The organism is Gordonia sp. CNJ-863 (genome assembly GCF_001942325.1).
GTDB lineage: Bacteria > Actinomycetota > Actinomycetes > Mycobacteriales > Mycobacteriaceae > Gordonia > Gordonia alkanivorans.
In genome coordinates, this window is sequence record NZ_MKKG01000012.1 from 73,378 (window position 1) to 100,004 (window position 26,627).

General features: G+C 67.9%; 25 protein-coding genes and 1 pseudogene. 17 read left to right on the top strand and 9 right to left on the bottom strand.

The window, feature by feature from the left end; translation table 11 throughout:
- Positions 1-33: 33 nt before the first annotated feature.
- A complete protein-coding gene (locus BJF87_RS08485) occupies positions 34-309 on the top strand; it encodes a hypothetical protein (RefSeq protein WP_006361128.1) in 276 nt (91 codons plus the stop codon).
- Positions 310-313: 4 nt separating this feature from the next.
- Here the strand turns inward: BJF87_RS08485 and BJF87_RS08490 are convergent, their stop codons facing one another.
- The 4 genes from BJF87_RS08490 to BJF87_RS08505 are packed head-to-tail and all read right to left on the bottom strand — an operon-like array spanning position 314 to position 4,585.
- Positions 314-1,606: a DUF58 domain-containing protein gene (locus BJF87_RS08490; protein ID WP_075862916.1), complete on the bottom strand. Its 1,293-nt coding sequence runs from the start codon at positions 1,604-1,606 to the stop codon at positions 314-316.
- Positions 1,606-2,646 carry a MoxR family ATPase gene (locus BJF87_RS08495; protein ID WP_035753924.1) on the bottom strand — a complete coding sequence of 347 codons (1,041 nt, stop codon included), beginning with the start codon at positions 2,644-2,646 and terminating at the stop codon, positions 1,606-1,608. The genes BJF87_RS08490 and BJF87_RS08495 overlap by 1 nt, the downstream gene beginning before the upstream one ends.
- Positions 2,643-3,911: a DUF4350 domain-containing protein gene (locus tag BJF87_RS08500; protein ID WP_262338912.1), complete on the bottom strand. Its 1,269-nt coding sequence runs from the start codon at positions 3,909-3,911 to the stop codon at positions 2,643-2,645. The genes BJF87_RS08495 and BJF87_RS08500 overlap by 4 nt, the downstream gene beginning before the upstream one ends.
- Positions 3,908-4,585: a DUF4129 domain-containing protein gene (locus tag BJF87_RS08505; protein WP_035753926.1), complete on the bottom strand. Its 678-nt coding sequence runs from the start codon at positions 4,583-4,585 to the stop codon at positions 3,908-3,910. Before BJF87_RS08505 ends, BJF87_RS08500 begins: the two co-directional genes overlap by 4 nt.
- A 175-nt stretch (positions 4,586-4,760) precedes the next feature.
- Here BJF87_RS08505 and BJF87_RS08510 point away from each other — a divergent pair, with 175 nt between their 5' ends.
- Positions 4,761-5,150, top strand: coding sequence for a nuclear transport factor 2 family protein (locus BJF87_RS08510; RefSeq protein WP_035753928.1), 390 nt, complete (start codon positions 4,761-4,763; stop codon positions 5,148-5,150).
- Between the two features lie 15 nt (positions 5,151-5,165).
- Here BJF87_RS08510 and BJF87_RS08515 read toward each other — a convergent pair whose 3' ends face one another.
- On the bottom strand, positions 5,166-5,846 hold the full coding sequence (locus BJF87_RS08515; RefSeq protein ID WP_006361122.1) for an SDR family oxidoreductase: 681 nt from the start codon (positions 5,844-5,846) through the stop codon (positions 5,166-5,168).
- 150 nt (positions 5,847-5,996) lie between these two features.
- Here BJF87_RS08515 and BJF87_RS08520 point away from each other — a divergent pair, with 150 nt between their 5' ends.
- The 15 genes and pseudogenes from BJF87_RS08520 to BJF87_RS08590 all read left to right on the top strand — a co-directional run bounded on the left by BJF87_RS08520 (position 5,997) and on the right by BJF87_RS08590 (position 21,732).
- Positions 5,997-7,337, top strand: coding sequence for an amylo-alpha-1,6-glucosidase (locus BJF87_RS08520; RefSeq protein ID WP_035754033.1), 1,341 nt, complete (start codon positions 5,997-5,999; stop codon positions 7,335-7,337).
- Positions 7,338-7,428: 91 nt separating this feature from the next.
- The gene (locus BJF87_RS08525) at positions 7,429-7,764 is read left to right on the top strand and encodes a hypothetical protein (protein ID WP_035753930.1); all 336 of its coding nucleotides are present in this window, start codon (positions 7,429-7,431) and stop codon (positions 7,762-7,764) included.
- A gap of 292 nt (positions 7,765-8,056) precedes the next feature.
- Positions 8,057-8,440: an ethanolamine utilization protein gene (locus BJF87_RS08530; protein ID WP_035753931.1), complete on the top strand. Its 384-nt coding sequence runs from the start codon at positions 8,057-8,059 to the stop codon at positions 8,438-8,440.
- 9 nt (positions 8,441-8,449) lie between these two features.
- Positions 8,450-9,007, top strand: coding sequence for a dimethylamine monooxygenase subunit DmmA family protein (locus tag BJF87_RS08535; RefSeq protein WP_035753932.1), 558 nt, complete (start codon positions 8,450-8,452; stop codon positions 9,005-9,007).
- Complete coding sequence (locus tag BJF87_RS08540) at positions 9,004-10,017, top strand: PDR/VanB family oxidoreductase (protein WP_035753934.1); 1,014 nt, start codon at positions 9,004-9,006, stop codon at positions 10,015-10,017. The genes BJF87_RS08535 and BJF87_RS08540 overlap by 4 nt, the downstream gene beginning before the upstream one ends.
- Entirely contained in the window at positions 10,014-11,543 is a 1,530-nt protein-coding gene (locus tag BJF87_RS08545; protein ID WP_042376067.1) for a DUF3445 domain-containing protein, read from the top strand. Before BJF87_RS08540 ends, BJF87_RS08545 begins: the two co-directional genes overlap by 4 nt.
- On the top strand, positions 11,540-12,529 hold the full coding sequence (locus BJF87_RS08550) for a PDR/VanB family oxidoreductase (RefSeq protein WP_075862917.1): 990 nt from the start codon (positions 11,540-11,542) through the stop codon (positions 12,527-12,529). Before BJF87_RS08545 ends, BJF87_RS08550 begins: the two co-directional genes overlap by 4 nt.
- Entirely contained in the window at positions 12,526-13,551 is a 1,026-nt protein-coding gene (locus BJF87_RS08555; protein WP_075862918.1) for a DUF3445 domain-containing protein, read from the top strand. The genes BJF87_RS08550 and BJF87_RS08555 overlap by 4 nt, the downstream gene beginning before the upstream one ends.
- 61 nt (positions 13,552-13,612) lie before the next feature.
- Positions 13,613-14,974: an ammonium transporter gene (locus tag BJF87_RS08560; RefSeq protein WP_075862919.1), complete on the top strand. Its 1,362-nt coding sequence runs from the start codon at positions 13,613-13,615 to the stop codon at positions 14,972-14,974.
- Positions 14,975-15,190: 216 nt separating this feature from the next.
- Positions 15,191-16,552: a type III glutamate--ammonia ligase gene (gene glnT, locus BJF87_RS08565; RefSeq protein ID WP_075862920.1), complete on the top strand. Its 1,362-nt coding sequence runs from the start codon at positions 15,191-15,193 to the stop codon at positions 16,550-16,552.
- Positions 16,553-16,619: 67 nt separating this feature from the next.
- Positions 16,620-17,516: a glutamine amidotransferase gene (locus BJF87_RS08570; protein ID WP_006361111.1), complete on the top strand. Its 897-nt coding sequence runs from the start codon at positions 16,620-16,622 to the stop codon at positions 17,514-17,516.
- Positions 17,504-18,285, top strand: a pseudogene (locus BJF87_RS08575) (protein glxC). The gene BJF87_RS08570 and the pseudogene BJF87_RS08575 overlap by 13 nt, the downstream one beginning before the upstream one ends.
- Positions 18,286-18,438: 153 nt before the next feature.
- Positions 18,439-19,797, top strand: a complete 1,359-nt coding sequence (locus BJF87_RS08580; RefSeq protein WP_075862921.1) for an FMN-binding glutamate synthase family protein — start codon at positions 18,439-18,441, stop codon at positions 19,795-19,797.
- Positions 19,794-20,990, top strand: coding sequence for an FAD-binding oxidoreductase (locus BJF87_RS08585; RefSeq protein WP_075862922.1), 1,197 nt, complete (start codon positions 19,794-19,796; stop codon positions 20,988-20,990). Before BJF87_RS08580 ends, BJF87_RS08585 begins: the two co-directional genes overlap by 4 nt.
- A gap of 49 nt (positions 20,991-21,039) precedes the next feature.
- Positions 21,040-21,732 carry an XRE family transcriptional regulator gene (locus BJF87_RS08590; protein ID WP_075862923.1) on the top strand — a complete coding sequence of 231 codons (693 nt, stop codon included), beginning with the start codon at positions 21,040-21,042 and terminating at the stop codon, positions 21,730-21,732.
- Here BJF87_RS08590 and BJF87_RS08595 read toward each other — a convergent pair.
- From BJF87_RS08595 to BJF87_RS08610, 4 genes are all read right to left on the bottom strand, one after another.
- A complete protein-coding gene (locus BJF87_RS08595) occupies positions 21,721-22,431 on the bottom strand; it encodes an EthD domain-containing protein (RefSeq protein ID WP_075862924.1) in 711 nt (236 codons plus the stop codon). The genes BJF87_RS08590 and BJF87_RS08595 overlap by 12 nt on opposite strands.
- Positions 22,432-22,466: 35 nt before the next feature.
- Complete coding sequence (locus BJF87_RS08600; protein ID WP_006361105.1) at positions 22,467-23,735, bottom strand: MFS transporter; 1,269 nt, start codon at positions 23,733-23,735, stop codon at positions 22,467-22,469.
- A 47-nt stretch (positions 23,736-23,782) separates the two neighbouring features.
- A complete protein-coding gene (locus BJF87_RS08605; RefSeq protein ID WP_035753943.1) occupies positions 23,783-24,247 on the bottom strand; it encodes a MarR family winged helix-turn-helix transcriptional regulator in 465 nt (154 codons plus the stop codon).
- A 70-nt stretch (positions 24,248-24,317) separates the two neighbouring features.
- Positions 24,318-26,399: a PhoX family phosphatase gene (locus BJF87_RS08610; RefSeq protein WP_035753944.1), complete on the bottom strand. Its 2,082-nt coding sequence runs from the start codon at positions 26,397-26,399 to the stop codon at positions 24,318-24,320.
- Between the last annotated feature and the right edge of the window lie 228 nt (positions 26,400-26,627).

A 26,627-nucleotide genomic window follows, 5' to 3' on the forward strand; every position in this document is an offset into this window, starting at 1 on the left:
GACGGAGTGCATCCACCCGAGAGGAACACCCGAATGGCCAAGAACGACAAGTCCCTGGACGCGGTCTCGCTGATCGGCGGAGGTCTCGCCGCGGTCGGTCTGACGCACTTCGTCAAGCCGGAGCTGTTCGCCCCGATCACCGCGCCGGTGTTCCCCGAGGACACCACCACCTGGACCTACCGGAACGGGGCGTGCGAGACCGCGATCGGCGTCGCGCTGGTGTCTCCCCGTACCCGCCGGCTCGGCCTGGCCGGACTCGCCGGCTACCTGGGCTTCCTCGGCTACCGCGCGGTGCAGGCCAAGAGCTGACCGCCTAGAGCAACCCGCGCGACTTGAGCAGCAGATAGTGATCGGCGAGCCGCGCGGGGAGCTTGTCCGGCGGTGCGTCCACCACGTCGACGCCGAGTCGGCCGACGGCGGTGGCCGTCCGATTCCGCAGGGTGACGGTCCGGGCCGCGGCCGCCGCGTCGTAGACGGTCGCCGGATCCTCCCGGGCCGAGATCATCTCTTCCAGTGCGGGATCCGCAACGGATCCGATGACCACCTTGTAGTGCTGCGCGAGAACCGACAGCGGCGGCAGCAGTGACTCCTCGACGGCGGCCGGCTCCAGCGGGGTCAGCAACACCAGCAGGGCGCGCTGACGGCCGATCTTCGCGACCTCCGCCCCGAGCATCGGCCAATCGGCCTCCAGCAGAGCCGGTTCGAGGTTCGCCATCGCAGAGACCAGGCTGTTGAGCAGCGTCGTCCGGCCCACCCCGACCACTCGTCGGTGAACGCGTCGGTCACCTGCGATGAGGTCGACGCGGTCGCCCGCATGCGACGCCAGCGCGGCGAGCAGTAGAGCAGCGTCCATCGCCGCGTCGAGGCGTGGGACGTCGCCGACGCGACCGGCCGAGGTGCGCGACGTGTCGAGCACGATGACGATGTGACGATCCTTCTCCGGCTGCCAGGTACGCACGACGGTCGAACGGCGTCGTGCTGTCGCCCGCCAGTCGATGCTGCGGACGTCGTCTCCTTCGACGTAGTCCCTCAGCGAGTCGAATTCGGTTCCCTGTCCGCGTATCCGGACCGCGGACCGGCCGTCGAGCTGACGCAGGTGGGCGAGCCGGGAGGGCAGCAGTCGCCGTGAACCGAACGGCGGGAGCGCCCGGACCCGACCGGGTAGCGGCACACCGCGTTGCCGTCCGGCGAGTCCGAGGGGGCCGAGCCGACGAACCGTCACCCGCACCGCGAGCCGGTCGCCACGGCGCGTCGGGGTGAGAGTGGTGGTCACAGTGCGTGTTTCGCCGGGGGGCACGGTGAGCCGATGCTCGTCGTCGGTGGCACCGGCCGACGGCTGCCAGCAGTCGCGCAGGACGCCGCGGAACGTGCCGCTTCCGTTGTTGGTGACCGCGACCGAACACGAGGTGGTCTCGCCGAGCCGGACCGGACCGGGCGCCGACCGTGCCAGGGTCACGGTCTTCGTCGACCCGGCGAGCGCGAGGTCGAGGCACATCAGGAGCACGCAGAACAGGACCCACAGCACCGGGACGGCATAGTTCGGCCATACCAGGATCGGCACTGCGCCGAGCAGCACCAGGATCAGGAACCGGCCGGTGAGGAACATCAGCGCGGGACGGGAACCGAGTTGACGGCGGCGTCGAGGACCGAGCTCACGGACACGCCTTCGAGTTCGGCCTCCGGACGCAGCGACAACCGGTGCGCCAGCGTCGACTGTGCCAGCGCCTGCACGTCATCCGGGGTCACGAAGTCACGTCCGTTGAGCCATGCCCAGGCCCGGCTGGTCCCGAGCAATGCCGTCGCGCCGCGCGGGCTGACGCCGAGGGCCAGGGACGGTGAGAACCGTGTCGCGCGGGCGATGTCGACGATGTACGCGGCCACCTGCGGGGCGACGCCGACGCGACGGACCTGCTCGATGCCGGCCTCGACGTCGGCGGCCGAGGCGACCGGTCGGAGCCCCGCCGCGGCGAGATTGCGCGGATCGAACCCGGCGGCATGCCGGGTGAGAACGGTGATCTCGTCCTCGCGGGGCGGCAGCGGCAGCGTCACCTTGAGCAGGAAGCGATCGAGCTGGGCCTCCGGCAGCGGGTAGGTCCCCTCGTATTCGACGGGGTTCTGCGTCGCCGCCACCAGGAAGGGGCTGGGCAGCGGACGGCCGACGCCGTCGACGGTCACCTGCCGTTCCTCCATCGCCTCGAGCAACGACGCCTGCGTCTTCGGCGGGGTGCGGTTGATCTCGTCGGCCAGCAGGAGATTGGTGAAGACCGGGCCTTCGCGGAAGGTGAATTGGGAACTGGCGGCGTCGAACACGAGTGAACCGGTCACGTCGCCGGGCATCAGGTCGGGGGTGAACTGGACGCGTTTGGTCTCGACGTCGAGCGCGGCCGCGACCGATCTGACGAGGAGTGTCTTCGCGACACCGGGTACGCCTTCGAGCAGGACGTGCCCGCGGCACAGCAGTGCGATGAGGATGCCTGCGACCGCCTGATCCTGTCCGACAACCGCTTTGGCGACCTCGGCACGTACCGCACCGAGTGCGTCGCGCGCAGTGTTCGACGACGGGGCGGGGCCGCCGTGCGGATTCTGCGGCGGTGCTGCGATCTCGAACGGACCGGGGCCGAAGGTGCGGGATGGATCGACGGTCATGGCGTTTGTCGGACTTCCTTGTCGAGGGCGGTCAGTTCGCTGGTGAAGAGGACGAGGCCGGTGTCGGTGGTGGGGAGCGGTCCGGCGAGCAGGGCCCGCACCCGGGCTAGGTCCCGGCCGGTGACGGACACGACTGTGGTGATGATGGCGTGCACCGCGGGGTCGGCGGTTTCCTCATGCGCCACCATCGATTCCCATCCGGGTATGGCCAGTTCGTCGGTGGCCTTCCCGGCGTCGTACGGCAGGCCGAGATACGACGCGAGTGAGGCCAGCGTGTGGATGCGCAGAGCGGCGGCGGACCGGGCATCCGCGCGGGCCTTGTGGTACATCCGACCCCGTGCCTGGGTGGTCTCGATCGCCTTGACGACCGCCGGCAGCGGCTCGGTGACCAGCGCGCCGAACCGGCGACCCCGCCACAGCATGAGGGCCAGAACCGCGAACGCGGCCAGCACGATCAGCGGCCCGATCGCCGCCGGGACGTCGGATTCCTCGTTCTCGGACGGCACCTCGTCGGTGACGAACGGTACGTACCAGAGGATGTCGTCGGCATTGGCGAAGAGCCTGGTCGTCACGCCGGCGTTGTCGCGGAGCGCGAGGTTCTCGTTGAGCAGCATGTCGCCGCTCACGACCACGATCTCCGGACGGCCGGCGGCGGCCGGAAGGTACAGCACATTCGACGCGGCGCCGGTGGTGAAGCACGACGTCGTACCCGGTGCGGAGGTGCTGTAACCGAGCGTGCCGCCCGTGATGGTGTCGTCGGGGGCGATCTCGCCGGTCGTGCAGCGGGCGGGCACCCCGGTCGGGGCGCCGCCGAACTCGAGCCGAACGGGCAGTCCGAGAAGCGACAGCGCGTAGTCCTGCGGCGCGATCAGGATCACCCGGTGCGCCTCGGAGACCCGGTCGAGGAACTGTTGCGCCGTACCCGGGTTGAACGCACCCACCGACGACACGACGACCGTCGTGTTGCTGCCGGGGCGCGGTGCGTCGGTGAACTCGTCCAGGCCGCGAGCCTGTCGGAGGTCGCCGCTATGCTCGTCGACGATCTGAGCCAAGGCGAGGGCGCCCTGGGGTCGGGGGTTGTCGGGGTCGTAACTCACACCCGGCCCGGGCTCCGCCCCGAACACGGTCAGCGCGGATACCCCGAGCAGGCCGATCGCGCCGACCACGACGACGACCAGAACCACCACGAGCACCCAGATCCACCGCGGTGTGCCGCGCTTCGGCGGGGACAGCGCGATCGACGGGGCACGGGTAGTCGTGGTCATCGGGGCACCGCCATTCGACGCGGACCTGAGGTGTCCGCCGCGGCCGGTTGGGCGGACGACACCGCACGCTCCAGATCGAGCACCGCACGCGCCGACCCGGCGGCCGCATGTCGGTCGCCATAGGCGATCGCGTCGAACAGATCAGCGGCGCGGCGCAGTTCGACGCCGTGGTCGGCGAACCGGAATGCCAGTTCGGCGGCCACCTCGTGCGCGGTGAGAGACGGCTCGTCGGCGAGCAGACCCCGTTCGATGGCGCGGCGGGCGAGGGCACGGACGGCGTGGACCACGCTGCCGTCGTAGTCGCCTGCGGTGTATCGGTCCTCGGCCACGGCCCGGAGTTCCTTCGCTGAGCGCGTACCGGGCAGCACCACTTTGGCCGCGGTGGTGTCGGCCGTTGTCGGGGCCCGCGGGATGCGTCGAACCCGGCGGGTCACGAGCACGGCGAGGCCCACGACCAGAAGGATCGCGAGCACGATGACGATCGCCCGGATCGTGTCCGAACCACCGAACAGGTCGAGGACGTTGTCGGCGATCCATTCCCACACGCCGTCGCTGAACTCGTCCCACCACGACGGTTCCGGCGGCTGGTAGGCGTCCTTCGACAGCTCGTCCTCGGCCCAGCGTCGGGCCTGCTCGTTGCCGGGGTCCAGAGGAGCAGCCAGGATCGGGGTCACGGATACCGGCCTTTCCGTGCTGCTGGGACTCGTCGTTTCACGGACTAGACGCCCGAGGAGACTCTTGCGGCGAACGTATCAAAGAACCCTGTGCAGGCACCGGAAACATCCACCGGTCGACGGACGCGCGTGCTACGGTGCAGAACTAGAACACGTTCTAATTTCTGGAGGATTCATGACCGTGGAGCAAGCCGACCTCGCCGACAAGATCGACGCGGCGGTCGACGCCTACGTCGAGCTGCTGAACACCGGGACCGCCGAACAGATCGCCGACCTCTACGCGCCCGACGCGACGGTCGAGGACCCGATCGGCGCCGACATCCGCAACACCCGCGAACAGCTCGTCGAGTTCTACTCGGTGATCACCGGCATGGACGAGCGCACCGCCACCCTCAAGTGGAAGAAAGTCGCCGGCGACACCGCGGTCTTCGAGTTCACCCTCGTCACCAAGACCGCGGGTCTCGCCTTCGAGATCACCCCGGTCGACATCATGGTCTTCAACGCCGACGGCAAGGTGTCGTCGATGCGCGCGGTCTGGCGGCCGGAGGATCTGACGCAGCTCTGACTCCGCTCTGAGCTGCTACCCACGCCCCGTCGGCCGCAGCACGATGTCCTGTGGATGGGCGTCGGCCGGGGTCTCGACGGCGTGCACGACGGCGGCCGCGACCGATTCCGGGCGCAGGAACTGCGAGGCGTCGTAGTCGCGACCCTCGATGGCGACCAGCTCGCGCTGCATGTCGGTGTCGATGCGACCGGGGTAGACGGATGTGACCCGGAGCGTCGGCTCTTCGGCGCGTAGGGAGTCGGCGAGTGCGCGCAGGCCGAACTTGCTTGCCGCATAGGGCGCCCAGCGCGGCTTGGCCGACCGGCCGGCTCCGGAGTTCACGAAGACGACGTGCCCTTCTGCCTGCCGCAGCGCCGGCAGGAGGAGCCGCGTCAGTTCGGCGACCGCCACGAGGTTCACCTCGAGTACGTGATGCCATTCCTCGACGGGGGTGTCCGAGACGTGTTCGAGACTGCTGCCGACGCCGGCATTGTGGACCAGCACGTCGAGTTCGCTGATGGTCTCCACCGCGGCGGCGACCTCGTCGTAGTCGGTCAGTTCGACGGCGAAGGTGCTCGCGCCGTCGAGCTCCGTGGCGAGGTGGTCGAGTTCGGGTGAGGGACGGCCGCCCAGCAACAGGTCATGCGTGGGGGCCAGCTGTCGGGCGATCTGTGCGCCGAGGCCGCGACTGGCCCCGGTGATCAATGCGGTGGGCACTCTGCCAACCCTACTGCGGCGACCCGGATGCCGAAATCGTCATGCCCACCCTCCGTCGGCCCGGTGACGACGACCGAGGCGAGTGAGGACGCCGCGTATCGAGGCCGCCTCGATGAGCAGACGTGCGCGCCGGGGGGCACAATCGTCGGCGTGGCCAGGTACGGATTCACCCCAACGCAGCTGTCGGCACGTGCCGCTTATCTGCTGCGCGGCAACGACCTGGGCACCATGACCAGTGCGGCGCCCAAGCTGTACCCGCACATGTGGAGCTGGGACGCCGCGTTCGTCACCGTCGGTCTCGCGCCGCTGTCCGTCGAGCGTGCGGTGATCGAGATGGACACCCTGCTGTCGGCCCAGTGGCGCAACGGCATGATCCCGCACATCGTGTTCGCCAACGGCCGTGACGGATACTTTCCCGGCCCGTCCCGCTGGGAGTGCGCACGACTGGCCGAGTGCGCCCCCGACTTCCCGGACACCTCGGGCATCACTCAGCCGCCGGTCCACGCGATCGCGGTGCAGCGCATTCTCGACCACTCCCGACGTCACGGTCGTACGACGCGGGCGGTGGCCAATGAGTTCATCGACCGCCGCTGGAGTTCGCTGGTGCGGTGGCATCGCTGGCTGGCCCACGCCCGGGATCCGATGGGACGCGGCCGGATCACCATCTTCCACGGCTGGGAATCCGGCATGGACAACTCGCCGCGCTGGGACTCCGCGTATGCGAATGTCGTTCCCGGACTAGACCTTCCGCCGTACCAGCGTGCCGATCTCGATCACGTCACCGACCTGTCGATGCGGCCCACCGACCTCGAGTACGACCGGTACATCTGGCTCGTCGAGCAGATGAAGCGTGCGCACTACGACGACGAGTTGTTGCCGAAGGTCATGAGTTTCGCCGTCGAGGACGTCTTCGTCAGCGCGATCTTCGCCGTCGCCTGCGACGTGCTCGCGACGATCGGCGAGGACTATTCCAAGCCGCTGGCCGACGTTCGCGACCTGCGCGCCTGGGCCGACCGGTTCCGTTCCGGCGTGGTGGCCGCGGCCAACGACCGTAACGGTGCCGCAAGGGATTTCGATCTGCGGGCGAACTCCTGGATCACCACCGAGACCATCGCCGCGTTCGCTCCGCTCATCTGCGGCGGGCTCCCCCGTGAGCGGGAACGCGCGCTGCTCCGGCTGTTCGAGGGCCCGCGCTTCTGCGGACATCCCGACCTTCGGTACGCCGTCCCACCGTCGACGTCGCCGATCTCGGCTGACTTCCGACCCCGCGAGTACTGGCGTGGTCCGGTGTGGCCGGTCATGACCTGGCTGTTCAGTTGGGCGTTCGCGCGTCGGGGCTGGACCGAGCGTTCGGCGCGGCTCCGCGAGGAGGGTCTGCGTCAGGCCACCGACGGCTCGTTCGCGGAGTACTACGAGCCCTTCACCGGCGAGCCTCTCGGCAGCATGCAGCAGAGCTGGACCGCGGCGTCGGTGCTGGACTGGCTCGACTGAGAGTGTCGTTCCGACTACCTGGGAGGTAGTGGCTTCCGCGCGTTCGGGGGCGGAGTCTGGAGTCACCGCAATCCGTCTCAGGAGGTGTCCGATGACCACGGAGAAGACCACTCACCGGAACCGGCGACCCCCACTGGGTGCGATGCCTACGGCCTCGACGCCGCGGTGGCTGGTGGCCGTGGCGCGATGCGACCGTGCGCTTTCGTCGTGGTTCATCGGGGCGGGCTTCTTCTTCGCGCCGATCCTGCTGATCCTCGACCCCTGGCCGATCGCGGTCGCCGTCGCCTGGACCGTGATCTCGCTGGCGGGACTGTGGCTCGGACTGCTCGGTGCGTTCATGGCCGCCGGACTCGCGCGCGTGTTGCGCGCCGGCGACGTGATCCCCGACGAGTTCTGGGTCGGGCTGCTCGACTATCGCCGTCAGTAGGCGCTGCGACTCTCGCTCACCCCCTTCGTTCTCGCTCACCCGATAAGTGTGAGCGGGAACGGATTACGTGAGCCGATCTCACGCCGAACCTCCGACGAGGCTCCGCACCGCATGACGTACGCCGCGTAGCACACCATTACAGAGCCGTCACACTCCGGAAACACACCACTTGTTTCATAACAGGGGACGGCGTCCACTACGAAGAGTCATCACGAACCCCCGGGTGGCACGAGGACGCCGACCACGTACCCGACGAGCGCATTCGCGCCCGAGTGAGACATGGAGGAGCATCGTGACGATCGAGAGTGCCAAGGCGTTGGAGTTCCGCGTGACCAGCGATGGTTTCAAGAATCTTCCGAAGATGCCGGAGGCGGAGTACCCGGGCACCGAGGGATTCATCGGTGACGTCTACGAGAACCCGGACGGCAGCCCGATGTGCAGCGGGTACTTCGAACTCCACCACACCGACGAGCCGCTCTACTACGAATACGAGTACGACGAGATGAAGGTCGTTCTCGAGGGCGAGTTCCTCTTGGAGAACAAGGAAACCGGGCAGAAGACGGTCGCCAAGGCCAAGGACGCGATCTTCTTCCCGAAGGGATCGAAGATCTACTTCAGCACACCGGACTATGCGCTCGCCTTCTACACCGGTCTGCGCGACGCCACTCTCCTCTGATCGCTGACGATGTCGCAGATCACGTACTCCAGCGTGCCGGCGTGGGCACGACCTGGTGACCTGGTCGAGACGACGACCCCCACGCCGACCGGTAGTTCCTACCTGCTGGTCGGTGTCGGGGACGTCGCCGACGCACTGGGCCGCTGGGAAGCCGACCTCCCTCCGCTGGTCACCACTCGAATCCACGGCGACGCCGACACCGCCGCCGACCTGCTCGCCGGAGCGCTCGCCGAGGCCACCGTCGGGGTCCGGGTCTGGATCGTCGCCGACGCCGGTGCGGCACTGCGGTTGCGCGCCGTCGCCGTGAACGCCGGACTCGAGGACGACGAGATCGAAGTCATGACAACCGATTCCGACGGCCAGGCCGAGGCCGACGTGTTCTGTTCGCACTGCCGGTCGGTCACCCGCGTCCGAGCGGTGATCGATGACGTCATCCCGTGCGCCGGATGTCGTCGCGACCTGCTGGTGTACCACCACGTGTCCCGTCGAACGGGGCAGTACCTGGGCTTCATGGTCGACGCCGAGACCGCCCAACCCCTGTCCACCGGTGAGGAGGTCCAACTGTGAGCATCACCGTCGCAGCAGAACCCGATTCGGCCGGCGCCGCCGCCGAGTCGACGAGCCGCGTCGACCGGATGCCCACGATGCAGCTCGTCGTGACCGCGATCGACTCCACCGTCACCGGCATCCGCAGCATCACGCTCGCCGACCCCGACGGTCGGGCCCTCCCCGGCTTCGTCCCCGGCAGTCACCTGGTGGTCCACGCCGGCTCGAACACCAACGCCTACAGCTTGACCGGCGACGGCACCCATCCCACGAACTACTCGATCTCGGTCCTCGAGGTCGACGACGGCAACGGCGGGTCCCGCTGGCTGCACAACGAACTCGCTGTCGGCGACACGCTGACCGTCGGACTCCCCCGAAGCGCCTTCGCGCCGATCGCCCGCGCCCGCAAACACCTGCTGGTCGCCGGCGGGATCGGGATCACTCCCATGGTGTCCCACCTGCGCGCAGCCGTGCGCTGGGGCCGGGACGTGCAGTTGCTCTATGTCTTCCGTGAGGAAGCCGCGGCCCACCTGGCCGACGTCACGGCGCTCGCCCGGGCTCGCGCCGAACTGTTCACCGACCGTGTCTCGTTCACCGGGCGCCTCGACGAAGCGCTTCGTACCCAGCCGGTCGGCACCCACCTGTACGTCTGCGGACCGTCGTCCATGATCGATTCCGTCGTGGCGTCCGCCGCAGCAGCCGGATGGCCCGACTCCCGAATCCACTTCGAACGCTTCGGCATCGATGCACTCGATGCCGGTGACCCGTTCCGCGTCGAGCTCACCGAATCCGGCCGGAGCATCGATGTCCCGTCGGGGACGAGCATGCTCGCGGCCCTGGAAGAGGCGGGCGTCGAGGTCCCGAATCTGTGCCGTCAGGGCGTGTGCGGCGAATGTCGCATCCCCCTGTCCGGCGGATCACCCATCCACCGCGATCTCTACCTCAGCGCCGAGGAGAAGTCCGCCGGTGACGCCATCATGCCGTGCGTCTCGCGCGCCGCCGGCGGCTGCACCCTGGAGGTTCCCCTGTGACAAGCACACTCGACAACACAACCGCCGAGACCGCGGCCGACCTGGTCGCCGGCTTCCCGTTCCCGTTCCTCGAGGACCGGTACCGCTACAGCACCAACGTCGAACCGGCCGAGCAACCCGTCACGACGCCCGCGGGTCAGTGGGGCACCGCGGTCGTCGACATCGACTCCGAGTACCGCGCCGAACTCGACCAGCGTGCGGTGACCCTCGCCGCCGATCCGACCCGCCACGCCGTACTCCCCCACATGGTGCCCGCCGCGTGGGATGCGATGTTCACCCTCATGCGCGAACTCGACGCCGCGTACCCGGAGCAGATGCAGCTCCGCTCGACCGGACCTGACGAATGGTTGTGGCGCAACGACATCCTCGGCATCGAACAGCACTTCCGCTACGGCGACGCCACCACCCTGCCCGACGAACCACTGCGCTACATCACCTCTCAGGTCCAGGAGGACATCGCGCTCCTCGACCAGCGCAACGACCAGCTCTTCGTCGACGCCGGGGTGGTCACCTTCGCCGCCGACTGGAGCTTCGGCTTCGACGTCGGGATGAGCTTCCTCGAGATCCACGGGCCCGTCCCGCGGGTGCGCAAGGAAGGCGTCATCACCCGGGCGCACGAGTTCCTCAAGCGTCTTCAGCCGCACCAGCCCTACCGGCGGACCAACTGGACACTCACCATCGACCGCCGCCTCGATGTCTCGACCGAGATCTACCCCGAGTGGGGCCCCGACCGCGCGAGTATCCAGCTCGTCGACGACGCCGAGTTCGGACGCCGCGTCCACCTACGCGTGGAGGTGCAACATCTCATCCGGCTCCCGGATTCGGGAGCGGTCATGTTCCTGATCCGCACCTACATGCTGCCTCTGGAGCAGCTGGCCACCGTCGATCCGTGGCGGCGTCGTGCCGCCGAGGTCCTGGCCGAATTGCCCGAGGAAATGGCCGATTACAAGGGCATCATCAAGTACCGGGACCGCGCCGCCCAGTGGTTGCGCGACGCCGCGCCCACTCCGCCGGCGCCGACCGGCCCGGGCCTGCCGGTCTGGCCGGCCACTCCCCCGGCGGTCGACACCACCGGGGCGGCCTTCCTCGTGGTCGCCGTCGGCGATGACGCCGAGACCGCACACGTGTCACGCAACTGGGTCGCGGCGGCCGAGGCCGTCGGAGCCACCCGGCTGCTCGTGCTCGACACGCTCACCGACGAGCAGGATCGTGCGTCCCTGCACGACGCCCTCGACGAAGCGCTCACCGGCACGCGCATTCTCGTCACCGGCGGCCAGTACGACGTGATGACCGCGCTGGCCATCGCGCGCGAGGCCGGGGCCGTACCCGCCGAACTGTCCTCCCATGTCGTCCACCTCCGCGACCTGCCGCTCTACTGTGCGCACTGCCGCAACACCTTCCGCGTCGAGGGTCGTGCCGGCGGGACAGCCACCTGTCCCGGTTGCGCCCGCGATCTGGAGATCCACGAACACCATTCACCGACGATGGGCAGCTTCCTGGCATCGGCTGCGGGAGGTGATGCATGACGGCGGCAGCCATCCCCGCACACCTGCACCCGGGCTATGCGACGTCGACACGGCCCATGCGCGTCGTCGCCGTCCGGCAGCTGACCGCGGACATCACGCACTTCCGGTTCGCGCCGCTCGCCGACACCCCGCAGGTCCTGACGCCCTACCAACCGGGCAGCCATCTCATCATCACCGCCGGTGAGCACCGCAACGCCTACTCGCTCGTCGACGACGGCATGTACCCCAACACCTACGGCATCTCGGTTCTACGACGCGGTGCCGGCGGGGGGTCGGACTGGTTGCACGACAACCTCTCCGAGGACGCCGTCGTCGAGGTGGAGGGGCCCCGGTCGATGTTCGCACCCGTCCTCGACCAGCGGGGAGTACTGCTGGTGGCCGGCGGTATCGGCGTCACACCGGTCCTGTCGCACGCACGGGCACTGGCACGCGAGGGGCTTCGCGCAGACATCGTCTACTCCTTCCGACCCGGCAGCGGAGCGCACCTCGACGATCTCCGTGCGCTCGCCGAGCAGCCGAACATCACCCTGCACGAGGTGTCCGGAGTCGAGGCCACGGCGGAACTGATCGCCGACAGGTTCCGGTCGCAGCCGCTGGGGACCCACGCCTACGCGTGCGGACCGGCAGCCCTGCTCGACACCTATCAAGAACTCGCTGCTCAGACCGGATGGCCCACGGCGCGAGTCCATCTCGAGAGATTCGCCGCGCCGGAGCAGGAGCCCGGTGACCCGTTCACCGTGACGCTGTCCTCGACCGAGGACCGGATCGACGTCCCGGCCGGGGTGTCCCTACTCCAACGACTACTCGACAGTGGTGTCGAGGTGCCCAACCTGTGCCGCCAGGGCGTGTGCGGCGAATGCCGAATCCCTGTGCGCGGAGGCATCATCGAGCATCGCGACCTCGTCCTGTCCGACGAGGAGAAGGCTCTCGGTGATGCGATGCTGTGCTGTGTATCCCGGGGGCAGAACATCGAGGTGGACCTGTGACCACAGAAGCGATCCCGACCGAATCCGCAGAACTGTTCCTCAACCAGCCGGTGGATCATCTCGGTAATCTGCCGTGGCCGTTCCCGGACGACCTCGAGGAGTTCTCCTACAGCGTCAACGTCGAACCCGCCCGCATCCCCCGACGCACCCGTGGTGGTGAATGGGGTAGGCATCTGGTCGATCTCGGTGGCGCGGAGTACCCGGAGATGATGGCCGAACGCCGTCGGATTCTCGACAACGACCCCTCACGGGTGCGGGTCCGTGCCGGAATGGAGATCGCGTGCTGGGATGTGCTGCTCTACTACCTGCGCGATCTCAGCATCTCCTACCCCGGCCTCATGCACCTCGACGAACACGGCGACGGTCGGTTTCACTGGCGCAACGAGATCCTCGGCACCGACCAGGGATTCGTGCTCGGCGACCCCGAGTCCCTGCCCTACGGGCCGATGGAGTTCCTGGCGCGGGAGGTGCCCGACGACCTCCTTCTCGTCACCGAACGCGACGGGCACCTGTACTTCGACGCCGGTGTCGTGACCTTTGCGGCGGCGTGGTCGGTGTCCTTCGATGTGGGCATGGACATGTACGAGATCCATGCCCCGGTCCCGCGCATGCTCCGCGAGGGCATCGTCGCCCGCGCCGAGCAGTTCCTGCGCAGGCTACCGGCAGATCAGGTGTACCGCAGGGTGAACTGGACTCTGTCGGCGTCGGATTCGCACAAGCTCGACGTCAGTCTCGAGGAGCTGCCGGCCTGGGCCGCTGACGTCCCGGGCATGGTCGCCGACGGCGATTTCGCCAGGGCACGCCTGCGAATCGAGCTGGAACACTTCGTCCGGTTGCCGATGTCGGGTGCCGTGACGTTCAATATCCGGACATTCATGGCCTCGCTGGAGGACGTGAAACGAATACCCGAGTGGGCCAGTCAGTTGGCGACCGTCATCGAGACACTCGGTGAGGACATCGCCGCCTACAAGGGATTCCTCGACTATCGCGACAGTGTCGTCGCATATCTACGCGGTCAATGACGCCCGTGAGCTGCTGGTGTAAGTAACCCGGACCTCAAGTCTCCGAACCGAAAGATCGCCCATGGAACCGATACTCGCGGCTAACGCCGACCTGGCCTGGATGCTGGCGGCCTTCGTCTTCGTCCTGTTGATGTTCCCCGGCCTCGCCTTCTTCTACGGCGGCATGGTCGGCTCGAAGAACGTCCTGAACATCATGTCGATGGTCATCTCGACCCTCGGCATCACCGCCGTGCTCTACGTCGTCATCGGCTACGGACTCGTGTCCGGGCCGTCGGTGGGCGGGTGGGGCCTCATCGGCAACCCGACCGACTTCATCGGCCTGACCAACTGGCTGACGGACGACGCCTCCGGTGCGACCCAGACGCTGTACTTCGCGGCGTGGTTCATCCTGTTCGCGGCCATCACCATCGCCATCGTGGCCAGTGGTGCCGCCGGCCGCATGAAGTTCTCCGGGTGGCTCGTCTTCGCACCGATCTGGCTGCTCGTGGTGTACTTCCCCGTGGCCCACTGGGTGTTCTCGGCCGATGTCGACGACAACTACAAGGGCGGCTTCCTGCTCAACAAGGTCGAGATCGTCGACTACGCCGGCGGAACCGCGGTCCACATGAACTCCGGTGTCGCAGCGCTCGCGCTGGCCGTCGTGCTCGGTGCCCGGAAGCGTCGCATGGAGCGACCGCACAACGTCCCGATGACCATGCTGGGCGGCGGCATCCTGTTCTTCGGCTGGTTCGGCTTCAACGGCAGCTGCGCGCTCGGCGCGAACTTCCTGGCCCAGTCGGTCATCCTCAACACGCTGCTCGCCGGGTCCGCGGGCATGATCGGCTTCGCGATCATCGAGAAGTGGCGTGAAGGCCATGTCACCTCGCTGGGCATCATCACCGGTGTGGTCGCAGGTCTGGTCGGCATCACCCCGGCAGCCAGCAGTATGGCCCCGCTCGGTGCACTCCTCGTCGGCATCTTCGCCGCCGCGGTCGTCGCCTTCCTGCTGAGCTTCAAGAGCAGGCTGAAGATCGACGAGACGCTCGACGCCTTCGCCGTTCACGGTATCGGCGGCATCGTCGGCACCCTCTGCATCGTCCTGTTCGCGACCGAGGCGGCGCCCGCTGGCGTCCAGGGCGTCCTGTTCGGTGGTCCGGTCGACATCATCTGGCGTGAACTCGCCGGTATCGCGATCACCTGCACCTACTCGTTCGTGATGACCTGGCTCATCGCGAAGGGCCTCGACAAGCTGATCGGGCTGCGCGTCGACGAGGAGACCGAGATGGTCGGCCTCGACACCGTCCTGCACGCCGAGACCGCTTACGAGATCCCCAGCGCGAGTGTGGGTCACCCGGGTGGCGGCCTCGCCTCCCTCTCGCCGGCGGCAGCTGCCGAATCGGTGGAGAGGTCGATGCCCGCCTCGACTCCACCCGCACAGGTCTGACCGCGCGGGGACAGTGAACAACGGCCCGGGGCCCACCGTGAGAACGGTGTGCCCCGGGCCTTTTTCGTCCCGTCACACGAGGCGCCGAAACGACACCGACCGCTCATCGGGCGGAAACAGCGGCGAAACAATCGATCGGTCTACTAACGGTAGACATTGATTCACGCGAGTGGACATCCCGACAAGCAACACCTACAGTCGACCCCGGAGCGCATCATGACCACCACCAACGCAGCCCCCGACACCAGTACCCTCGCCGAGCTGTGTGCGGCGACCGAAACCAAGTTCATCCTCGCCATGTTCGTCGACCTTCGCGGAAAGCCGTGCGCCAAGCTGGTTCCGGTCGAGGCGGTCGACGAACTCGCCACGGAGGGAGTAGGTTTCGCCGGCTACGCGGTCGGTGCCATCGGCCAGGAGCCAAAGGACCCCGACCTCATCGCGATCCCCGACGTCAGCTCCTTCCTCCCGATCCCGTTCATCAAGGAAGGCCTCGCCGTCGTCCAGTGCGATCCGCACGTCGAGGGCAAGCCGTGGCCGTTCGCCCCGCGCAACATCCTCAAGACCCTCATCGCACAGACCGCCGACGCCGGCTTCGAGCCCTGGGTGGGGGCCGAGGTCGAGTACTTCCTGCTCAAGCGTGCCGACGACGGTTCGCTCGTCACCGCCGATTCCGCAGACGACTCCGACCAGCCCTGCTACGACGTCCGTGGCCTCACCCGGATGTACGAACACCTCACCGCGGTGTCCACTGCCATGAACCAGTTGGGCTGGAGCAACTACGCCAACGACCACGAGGACGGCAACGGACAGTTCGAGCAGAACTTCAAGTACGCCGACGCGCTCACCACCGCGGACCGGGTCGTCACTCTCCGCTACCTCCTCTCGGCCATGGCCGCGGAGAAGGGCATGATCGCCACCTTCATGCCGAAGCCGTTCGCCGACCGCACCGGCTCCGGACTCCACTTCCACCTCTCGCTCACCAAGGGCGGCGAGCCGGTGTTCCCGCAGGTCAGCGAAGACGATCGCGGACTCGGCCTCTCCGACACCGCCTATGGGTTCATCGGCGGCATCCTCGAGCATGCGCCGGCGCTGCAGGCCGTCATCGCACCGACTGTCAACTCCTACAAGCGAACCGGCGCGACCGCCACCCGTTCGGGAGCGTCCTGGGCGCCGCGCAAGGCCACCTACGGCGGCAACGACCGGACCCACTACATCCGCGTTCCCGACGACCAGCGCGTGGAACTCCGCGGCGGTGACGGATCGGCTAACCCGTATCTGGCCACGGCCGCGCTGCTCGGTGCCGGCCTCGACGGCATCAAGCGAAGCCTCGACCCCGGCGCCGTCGGCGGAGCGCCCAGCCACATCGCCGAACTGCCCCTCACCCTGCTGCACGCGGTCGAGGCCTTCGAGGCCGACGCCGTCGTCGCGGGCGCGCTCGACGCCGCACTCCCCCAGGACTGGCCCGAAGACCAGGGCAAGGTGTCGACCTACTTCTCCAGCCTCAAGCGCGAGGAGTTCTTCAACTGGCACGCCGCGGTCTCCCCGTGGGAAGTCGACCAGTACCTCACCGCCTTCTGACGCGGCCGCACCCGGGGCGCGCGAACCGAACCACATCCAACTCCCCTTCGACGTAAAGGATTCGACAATGTGCGGAATCGTCGGATTGCATCTGCGTAATCCCGATCTTCATCCCCGACTCGGCGCCATGCTCGCCGAGATGCTCGGCGAGATGCAGGATCGCGGCGCGGACTCAGCCGGTATCGCGGTCTACGGCAACCCCGAGTGGGCGCCGCCCGGCCACGGCTGCGTCTCGCTGCTTGAACTCGACGTCCTGCCCGACGAGGTCTCGTCGACCCTCGGTGCAGCACTCGGCGTATCCGTCGCCGCCCAGCTCGTCGACGCCACTCTGGTCGCGTCGGCCCCGGTCGGTGCCGAAGAACTTCTCGGCGCGGCCCGTGCCGCCTACCCGGACGCGCTCGTCGCCGGCTTCGGCTCGGATCTCACCGTCCTCAAGGGTGTCGGCGCGCCGCGTGACCTCACCGAATCCTGGGGGCTGGCAAACGCTTCCGGCTGGCAGGGCGTCGGCCACACCCGTATGGCCACGGAGTCGGCCGTGACCCCGTCGGGCGCACATCCGTACGCCGTCGGCCCGGAGCAGTGTCTCGTGCACAACGGCTCCTTCGCCAACCACGCCACCATCCGGCGCGAATTACGCGCCGAGGGAGTGGAATTCGACAGCGAGAACGACACCGAGGTCGGCGCACGCTTCGTCGCCCACCAGCTCGCCGCCGGCAGGGACGTCGAGACCGCGCTCAAAGAGGTGTGCGCCACCTTCGACGGCTTCTACACCCTGGTGGTCTCCAACCGGGACTCCTTCGCCGTCGTCCGTGATGCCATCGCCTGCAAGCCCGCCGTGATCGCCGAGACCGACGACTGGGTCGCGATCGCCAGTGAGTACCGCGCCCTCGCCAAGCTGCCCGGCGTCGAAAACGCCCGCATCTGGGAGCCCGAGCCGGAGGTGGTCTACGCATGGACGCGGTGACTCTCGAACAACCGGGGACACTCGGACAACCCGAGGCCCTCGGCCACTCCACCTACTCCCCCACCGGCACAGCGAAAGCGGAGACGATGAGCCCCAATCACCACTTCGACCTCGCGAACACCCCACTGCGAGAGATCAACTCGGCGCTACACGGCGAGATCTCCGGTGAGATCGTGATCGACAACCCGGCCGGCGCCCACAGCGTCGCGGCGGGCGTGAACGCCCCCGTCAAGATCACCGTCAACGGTCACGTCGCTACTACGCCGCCGGCATGAACCAGCAGGCCGAGGTCACCATCAACGGCAACGCCGGCACCGGTGTCGCCGAGAACATGATGAGCGGCAGCGTCATCGTGAAGGGCAACGCCTCGCAGTCGGCGGGTGCCACCGCGCACGGCGGGCTCCTCGTCGTCGAGGGCGACGCGGCCGCGCGCTGCGGGATCTCGATGAAGGGCGTCGACATCGTGATCGGCGGCAACGTCGGACACAACAGCGCGTTCATGGCGCAGGCCGGCCGCCTGGTCATCCGCGGCAACGCCGGCGACGGACTCGGCGACTCCATCTACGAGACCCGCATCTACGTCCGCGGCGAGGTCGCCTCCCTCGGTGCCGACTGCATCGCCAAGCCGATGCGCGAGGAGCACCTCGAGGAGCTCACCGGCCTGCTCAAGGCCGCCGGCTACGGCGACGACGACCTGACCGCCTACACCCGCTACGGATCGGCCCGCGAGCTCTACCACTTCAAGGTGGACAACGCCTCCGCCTACTGAGCCACCCGTCGCTCTCCGGGTGCGAGCCCTTGCTCCCTGAGGTGCGAGGAGCGATAGCGAAGCCTCCCCTCGCTCCCTGAGGTGTGAGGAGCGATAGCGACGAGCCACGAAGGGCCGCAACCCCTCGCGCCCCTGACCGAAAGAGACATCACCATGACCGAGAATCTCAGCGTCGAGCAGCGCGGACTCCGTGAATCCGCCACCTACGACCGCACCACCATCGCCGCCATCCAGCGGGCGGCCGAGACCGGTATCTACGACATCCGCGGCTGGGGCGCCAAGCGCAAGCTGCCGCACTTCGACGACCTGCTCTTCCTGGGTGCCTCGATGTCGCGTTACCCGCTCGAGGGTTACCGCGAACGCTGCGACACCGACGTCGTCCTGGGTGGCCGCAACGCGAAGTACCCGCTGCATCTGTCGACCCCGGTCACGATCGCGGGCATGAGTTTCGGCGCGCTGTCGGCCGGCGCCAAGGAGGCACTGGGTCGAGGGGCGTCGGAGGTCGGCACGTCGACCACCACAGGCGACGGCGGCATGACTCCGGAGGAACGCGGTCAGTCCAAGCACCTGGTCTACCAGTACCTGCCCTCGCGCTATGGCATGAACCCCGACGATCTGCGCAAGGCCGACGCCATCGAGGTGGTCCTCGGTCAGGGCGCCAAGCCGGGCGGCGGCGGAATGCTGCTGGGGCAGAAGATCTCCGAGCGCGTAGCGGGTATGCGCACGCTCCCCCAGGGCATCGACCAGCGCAGCGCCTGCCGGCATCCGGACTGGACCGGTCCCGATGACCTCGCCATCAAGATCAACGAGCTGCGCGAGATCACCGACTGGGAGAAGCCGATCTACGTCAAGGTCGGCGCCAGCCGAACCTACTACGACGTGAAGCTGGCCGTTCACTCCGGCGCCGACGTCGTGGTGGTCGACGGCATGCAGGGCGGCACCGCGGCCACCCAGGAGGTGTTCATCGAGCACGTCGGCATCCCGACGCTGGCCGCCATCCCGCAGGCCGTGCAGGCGCTGCAGGAACTCGGAGTTCACCGCCGGGCGGGAGTAGGGGCGGGCCGTGACGCAGTCCAGCTGATCGTCTCGGGCGGCATCCGCAACGGTGCCGATGTCGCCAAGGCGATGGCGCTCGGTGCAGACGCGGTGGCCATCGGCACCGCCGCTCTGATCGCGTTGGGCGACAACGATCCCCGCTACGCCAAGGAGTACGAGGCGTTGGGTTCGGCGGCCGGTTACTACGACGACTTCCAGGACGGACGCGACCCGGCCGGCATCAGCACGCAGGATCCGGAGCTCGCAGCGCGCTTCGACCCGGTGCTCGGGGGCAAGCGTCTCGCCAACTTCCTGCGGGTCATGACGATGGAGGCCCAGACCATCGCCCGTGCCTGCGGCAAGGCGCATCTCCAGCATCTCGAGCCCGAGGACCTCGTCGCCATCACGATCGAGGCCGCGGCGATGGCGCGGGTCCCGATGGCCGGCACCAACTGGATTCCGGGGAGTGGGCTGTGAGCGAGCAGGATTCGACCGCATCGGTCGTCATCATCGGCGGCGGACTCGAAGGCGCCGCAACCGCGTGGGCACTCGGTCAGCGCGGCATCACCGATGTGGTGGTGTGCGAACGGGACACCGTGGGCGGCGGGATGACCGGCAAGTCGTCGGGCATCGTCCGCTGCCACTACGGCGTCAGTTCGCTCGCCGCGATGGCGGCGGTGGGCCTCGAGGTCTTCGAGAAGGCCGAGGAGATCTTCGGTACCGACATCGGCTTCCGACAAACCGGCTATGTCGTCGGCGTCGGCGAGGCGAACGTCGAGAGCCTGCGCAAAAGCCTTGCAGCACAGCGTGAGGTCGGCGTCCAGACCGAGGAGATCGACGCCGCCGAGGTCGCGAAGATGTGGTCGGCAGCCGATCTCGAGCCGTTCGCGGCCTTCGGCTGGGAGGAGCGCGGCGGGTACGGCGACGCCTACCAGACCGCTCAGGCCTTCGCCGCCGCCGCACGTGCCACCGGCATCAGGATCCGGCAGGGCACGACGGTCACCGAGCTCATCGTGGACGGGGACCGGGTCACCGGCGTCCGCCTGCGCGACGGGTCGACGATCTCCGCCGACACCGTCGTCGTCGCGACCGGTGTGTGGTCCAAGCCGTTCCTCGCGCCGCACGGCATCGACGTCCCGATCTCGGTGCATCGTGAACAGATCGTGATGATCCACCCGGGTGAGGATCTCGGCGAGGTTCCGGTGTTCTCCGACCTCGTCTCACTCCAGTACGTGCGACCGGACGTACGCGGCGAGATCTTGTTCGGCAACAGCGATCTCCAGGAACTCCAGATCGCCGACCCGGACAGCTACAGCAACCGGGTCGACAGCGACTTCGTCGACCTGACCGTCGACAAGGTCGGCACCCGGTTCCCCGGCTTCACCGAACCGGCGATCACCAGCAGCTATGCCGGTTGCTACGACGTGACACCGGACTGGAATCCGATCATCTCGCGAGGACCGCTCGACGGCCTGGTGCTGGCGGTCGGTTTCAGTGGTCACGGGTTCAAGATCTCGCCGGCGGTGGGGCGGCTCGTCGCCGATCTGGTGGTCGACGGACGCAGTTCGGACCCCCGGATCCCCGAGTCGGACTTCCGTTTCTCCCGGTTCGCGGAGGGAGACCCGCTGAAGACGAGGTTCCCCTACGTGGGAGCAGGGGAGATGCGCTGAGCGTTCCGGAGCGGTGGGCGGGGGCAACCCGACGAGAGGACGCGGGAACATGTGTCAACTGACAGTGAACGAGCTGGCTCACTATGCTGGCGAGGTGACCGACGACCCTTTGATCCGGAACCAGTCTGGCATCGCACGGGAACGCCCCGTCGACCAGTCGGTCGAGGAACTCGAGCTCGAGACCGCGATCGCGCACAACGTGCGTCGGCTGCGTCGTCAGCAGGGATTGTCGGTGGGCGACATGGCGACCCGCGTCGGGATCTCCAAGGCGATGCTGTCGAAGATCGAGAACGCGCAGACCTCCTGCAGTCTCAGCACTCTGGCCCGCCTGGCCAACGGCTTCGACGTCTCGGTCACGTCGTTGTTCCGCGGTGCGGAGATGGAGCGGTCGGCCGTCTTCGTGAAGTCGGGGGAGGGCAACGAGATCGTCCGTGAGGGTTCGCGTGAGGGCCACGAGTACGAGTTGCTCGGATCGCTTCGCGGAGAACACAAACGGCTCGAATGTCTGCTCGTGACGCTGACCGAGACGTCGGTGACCCAGCCGCTGTTCCAGCACGCTGGTACCGAATTCCTGTATGTCCTCGAGGGCGTGATGGACTACGCGCACAGCCGTTCGGTGTACCGGATGCATCCCGGCGACGCGTTGCAGCTCGACGGAGAAGGCGCGCACGGGCCGGTCGAACTCGTCGAACTGCCCGTGCGCTTCCTGTCCGTCATCGCGTTCCCGGATTCAGCCGTCTGAGGCCACCCCGGCGGAGAGATCGAAACGTAGGAGATCGAAGTCGTAGCGGGAGGTCGGGACCACGTCGAGGTGTCGGTCCGCACCGAAACGCGCGACGCTGGTGAGCATCCGGGTCATTCGACGTTCCAGTTCGGCCTGGTCGCCGTTGCTGCCGTAGAAGGCGTGGATGTCGGAGACAGCCGCCATGGGGAACAGCTCCTCGACGATCGCGTCGACGGGCGGCGCGTCGTCGGTGAGTGGACGCTCGACGATGTTCTGGACGTAGCCGAACGTGGCCTGGGTGTCGATCGCAACCCGGGTGTGGTCCTCGAGCCAGCGACGCAACCATTCGTCGCGGTCCAGCTCGACGGGGCGTCGTAGGAAAGCGATGTTCGACAGCGCGTCGATGCGCGTTCCGTCGGCAGGGAGCTCCGGGTCGAGGGGAGCGCGGGCGGTGACCTCCCACGCCGCCGGGCGCCCCTCGACGCTCTGGATCACCGCGGGAAGGACGGCGTCGACATCCTCGGCCCAGTACGTCACCACCGCGTCGATCGGCGGATCGAGCTCGTCGATCCGCATCGCGCCGGAGACCCGGTCGTCGGCGATGTTGAGCTGGACGCGCACGGCACCGGCTGCTGCACATCGTGTGACCAGACCGTCGGCACCGTCGCGCGTCAGCCCGCCGTCGCGCACCGCCACGATCACCTTCGAATACGTCATCAGGCGGACGGTACCGGGACGAACCGGTGTTCGGGTCAGAACTCCTCGACGCCGACCAGCGCGGCGGTGTCGTCGATCTCGTCGTCGTCGGTTGCCTTGATGAGGGCGACGGCGCCCAGCGCGGCGACGCAGTAGGCGGTCGCGAACCACCAGGGCGCGGCGTCGGAACCGAACCACTTGGCGAGGTACGCCACGAGCACCGCGGCGATCGCGGCCCCCATCCACCGCAGGAAGCTGAAGCCCGCGCTGGACACCGAGCGCGGGGTGCCCGTCCCGCCGGAGGACATGGCAAGGTCGGTGAAGAGGGTGTTCAGTACACCCGACGGCAGGCCGGAGAGGACGACGGCGAGCCCGATGAGCCACACCTGATCGCTGACCGTGCCGATGCCGGCCAGCACCATGATCGAACCGTAGGCGAAGATCGCCACCAGCACACCGGCCTTCTCACCCAGGGCCTTCGCCAGCGCGGGTGCCACGAAGACACCCGCCAGCGCGGTGAGCAGACCCCACCCGAAGAAGATGAGACCGGCGTGGATCGGGCGGAGCCCCATCGCGATCGGCGCCCACGCGATGACGGTGAACAGTGCACCGGTGTAGAAGGCGGAACCGATGCCCGAGATCGTCAGGGCGCGATTGCGGAGGGCCTTCAGCGGATCGACGATCCGCACCCGGTCACGGGTGATGCGAGGTGAGTCGGCGGGGAGCATGACCGCGCACAGGATGGCACCGAAGAGCATGAGCAGTGCGGTTCCGCCGAACGGCGCGCGCCAGGTCCATTCGCCGAGTGTCGCCCCGAGCAACGGTCCGACCGCCAGACCGAGGCCGAGTGCGGCCTCGTACATCATGATCGCGCCCTGTCGGCCGCCCACGGCGGACGAGACGATGAATGCCAGTGCGGTCGCGAGGAACAGTGCGTTGCCGAGACCCCAGAGCACACGGAGGGCGATCAGTTGGTCGATGTCACCGGCGAAGGCGGACAGACCGGCGGCGACGACGATTAGCGAGAGTCCCACCGTGAGCGTGCGCTTGGGGCCGAAACGGTATGCGGCCCACCCGGTCAGGAGCATCGCCAGGCACTGCACACCCACATACACGCCGAACAGCAGGGTGACCTTTTCGGCCGGCGCCTCGAGCGCTTCGGCGATGCTGTGCAGGATCGGGTCCACGAGGCCGATGCCCATGAAGGCGATCGTGGCGGCGAAGGCGGTGATCCACACGGTACGGGGTTGCTCGCGGAACGTGGTGAGCAGTGACTTCTCCGATGTGGCGGTCCCGGTGGTCGGGGTGTTCTCGGTGACTGTCATGGGGTCCTTCTCGATCGCTGGCTGATGACGTGTCCGGCCCGCGGACGTCAGGTCGCGTTCGTCGGTTGCGTCGGGGTCTCGTCGAGTCGGTCGCGCAGTGCCTGGAGAGCCGGGCCGGCGGCGGCGAGAGCGGCCCGGTCTTCGTCGTTCAGTGCGGCGAGCGCACTGGTGAGGACGACGTCGCGCTCCTCGCGGATCTGCGACACGAGGGCGCGGCCGTGGTCGGTCAACCCGACCAGGACCGCGCGTCGATCCTCCGGGTCGGGTCTGCGTTCGACGAGCTCGTGTCTGGTGAGGCCGTCGATCACCGACGTCGCTGTCGGCATACGGATGGACTCGCGATCGGCGAGTTCACCCATCCGCATCCACCCGTCGTCGGCGAGGACGTTGAGGGCCGAGGTCTGCGCCGCGGTGAGCTCGACCCTTGGTGCGCGTCGGCGAAGCGCCAGGTAGAGCCTGGTGATCGTCGGACGCAGCGTCAGGGCGAGCTGCGCGGGATCGGAAGCGGACACGTTTAGAAACTCTAATACTTAGAGTTTCGAAGTAACAACTCGTCACGGTGTGACGCTTCTGACACGCGCGTCAGACGCCGATCGGGCTCCCACCGTCGCGCCAGACCGCGACCACCGACGGCCGCGGTTGGGAGTTCCCGCCGTCGGGCCAGTGCGATGCCGGATTGTCCGCGGAATGGTCGTCGAGTTCTCCGGGATGCTGCACCGCGATCAGGATGCGGCTGCTGTCGATGACCGGACCGCACGTCTCGGCGCCCTTGGGGACGGTCAGGAACTGCTTGGTCTCGCCCCGACGGTCCCCGTCGAGCGCGACCGCGAACAGGCCGTCGTTGGAGTCGAGGGCGTTGCCGTCGGTGGAGATCCACAGGTTGCCGTGCGGGTCGAAGGCGACGTTGTCGGGGCAGGAGATCGGGCTGACCCGGGTCTTGTCGAAACCGCCGTAGTAGGTGTCGGCGGCGGCGGGGTCGCCGCAGACGAGCAGCAGTTCCCAGGTGAACTCCGTGCCGGTGTGGTCGTCGGTGATCTCGAGGATCTGACCGTTCTTGTTCTCGTTGCGGGGGTTGACGAGATCGGCGGCGGCCTTGCCGTCGGTGCCGCGGTCGCTGTTGTTGGTGAGGGCGCAGTACACCTTGCCGGTCTTCGGATTCGGTTCGATGTCCTCGGGACGGTCCATCTTGGTGGCACCGGCGGCGTCGGCCGCCTCGCGGGTGAACACCGCGACCTCGGCCGGTGACATGCCGGTGATGTACGAACGGGCCGTGCCGTCGGCATTGACGGTGAGCAGGGGCTTCCACGACCCCTTGCCCGCGAACTTGCCTGCCGCAGGCAGTGCGCCGGAACCGTCGACGGGTTCGCCGGTGAACGTCGCGACGTACAGGGTCCCCTCGTCGAGAATGCGCATGTTGTGTTCGCGCGCGGTCCTCGACAGTCCGCTCTTGATCCTTCGACTCGACACGAACTTGTAGATGTACTCGAACTTCTCGTCGTCACCGCTGTAGGCGACCACGGTGCCCTCGCCGGGACCACTGCCGACGACGTAGATGTTGGCCGACTCGTGCTTGAACCGCCCCATTGAACTGTGTTTGACGGGAACGGCTTTCGGATCGTGTGGATCGACTTCGACGATGTAGCCGAAGCGGTTGGCCTCGTTGGGCTCGACGGCCAGGTCGAAGCGTTTGTCGAAGCGACCCCAGTGGTGTTCGTCGGCGTCGTCCTCGAAGGTGTAGCGCGCGAGACGTCCGGCCGTCTTCGGGTCGGTCACCGTGCTCGCGTTGCCGAAGTAACCGTTGAAGTTCTCTTCGCCCGAGAGCATGGTGCCCCACGGGGTGAGCCCGCCGGAGCAGTTGGCGATCGTACCCAGGACGGTGGTGCCGGCGGGATCGGCGCTCGTCTTCACGAACTCGGTGCCTGCGGCGGGACCGGTCAGGCGGAACGGACTCGACGCGGTGAGGCGCTGGTTACGCGGTCCGACAACGGTTGTGAGCGCGCCGGAACCGGGCTGGGCGGCCACCTCGACCACGGCGATGCCGACGGAGGCCATCGCGATGCGGGCCTGCTGTTCGGTGGGTTGCCCGTCCTGGTATCCCGTGAACATGAACGGTTCGGTGGGGTACTCCAGATTGGCGACGAGGTAGAAGTGGTCGGGCACGCCGTCGACCGGGATGAGCCCGGCGAAGTCGTTGTTGAAGCCGAACTGCCCGGCCTGGGCCTCGGGGGTCTGATTGGCGAAGTCGAACTCCGGGGCGCCGGGCAGGACGGGGTCGCCCCAGCGGATGACCACCTCCTGCCGATATCCGTCGGGGATCACCACCGCGTCTTCGGTGTTGGCCGGGACGGCCGCGAACTTCATGCCCGGCAGCGCATCTCCGGTGGCAGATCCGGTCGTCGAGGTGCCGTTTCCCGAGCCGCTCTCGCCGCAGGCCGCGAGCACCGATGCCGCTCCGACCGCGACGGCCGTACCCGCCGACGTCTTGAGGACGCTCCGCCGCGAGACCGCGGTACGCACGACGTCGCGGAAGTACGCGTTGTCGCTGCGGTTTCCGGGATCGTGACGGCAGGCATCGCCGCATTTGTAGCGACACGTCACCTGGGCGCGAGAGGAACGGCCGGCGTCGTGACCGGTGGAGGTGAACAGCGGCAACTGGATTCGCACTCGCAGGACGCTAGGCGGCGCGAGCGAACCGGTGGAGACCCGGATGTGAACGGGAACCCAACGTGCGGTGGCCGTCCGCCGGCCGAGCTCTGTCGAAGCCGCTAGGTGTACTGCCCAGGCAGGTTGGTTGAGGGATTGCGACGACACGCGGTAGTGGGTCGTTGAACAGCGAAGGTCTCCCGTCGTGAAGTGGAGCTGCTACGACACACACTTCACAACCGGGAGACC

Bases quoted from the DNA above. Each gene is read 5' to 3' on its own strand.
- BJF87_RS08600 (WP_006361105.1), bottom strand. From the start codon at position 23,735: ATGACAGTCACCGAGAACACCCCGACCACCGGGACCGCCACATCGGAG.
- BJF87_RS08560 (WP_075862919.1), top strand. From the start codon at position 13,613: ATGGAACCGATACTCGCGGCTAACGCCGACCTGGCCTGGATGCTGGCG.
- BJF87_RS08570 (WP_006361111.1), top strand. From the start codon at position 16,620: ATGTGCGGAATCGTCGGATTGCATCTGCGTAATCCCGATCTTCATCCC.
- BJF87_RS08550 (WP_075862917.1), top strand. From the start codon at position 11,540: ATGACGGCGGCAGCCATCCCCGCACACCTGCACCCGGGCTATGCGACG.
- BJF87_RS08500 (WP_262338912.1), bottom strand. From the start codon at position 3,911: ATGACCACGACTACCCGTGCCCCGTCGATCGCGCTGTCCCCGCCGAAG.
- BJF87_RS08590 (WP_075862923.1), top strand. From the start codon at position 21,040: ATGTGTCAACTGACAGTGAACGAGCTGGCTCACTATGCTGGCGAGGTG.
- BJF87_RS08580 (WP_075862921.1), top strand. From the start codon at position 18,439: ATGACCGAGAATCTCAGCGTCGAGCAGCGCGGACTCCGTGAATCCGCC.
- BJF87_RS08485 (WP_006361128.1), top strand. From the start codon at position 34: ATGGCCAAGAACGACAAGTCCCTGGACGCGGTCTCGCTGATCGGCGGA.
- BJF87_RS08495 (WP_035753924.1), bottom strand. From the start codon at position 2,646: ATGACCGTCGATCCATCCCGCACCTTCGGCCCCGGTCCGTTCGAGATC.
- glnT (WP_075862920.1), top strand. From the start codon at position 15,191: ATGACCACCACCAACGCAGCCCCCGACACCAGTACCCTCGCCGAGCTG.
- BJF87_RS08595 (WP_075862924.1), bottom strand. From the start codon at position 22,431: ATGACGTATTCGAAGGTGATCGTGGCGGTGCGCGACGGCGGGCTGACG.
- BJF87_RS08510 (WP_035753928.1), top strand. From the start codon at position 4,761: ATGACCGTGGAGCAAGCCGACCTCGCCGACAAGATCGACGCGGCGGTC.
- BJF87_RS08535 (WP_035753932.1), top strand. From the start codon at position 8,450: ATGTCGCAGATCACGTACTCCAGCGTGCCGGCGTGGGCACGACCTGGT.
- BJF87_RS08490 (WP_075862916.1), bottom strand. From the start codon at position 1,606: ATGTTCCTCACCGGCCGGTTCCTGATCCTGGTGCTGCTCGGCGCAGTG.
- BJF87_RS08525 (WP_035753930.1), top strand. From the start codon at position 7,429: ATGACCACGGAGAAGACCACTCACCGGAACCGGCGACCCCCACTGGGT.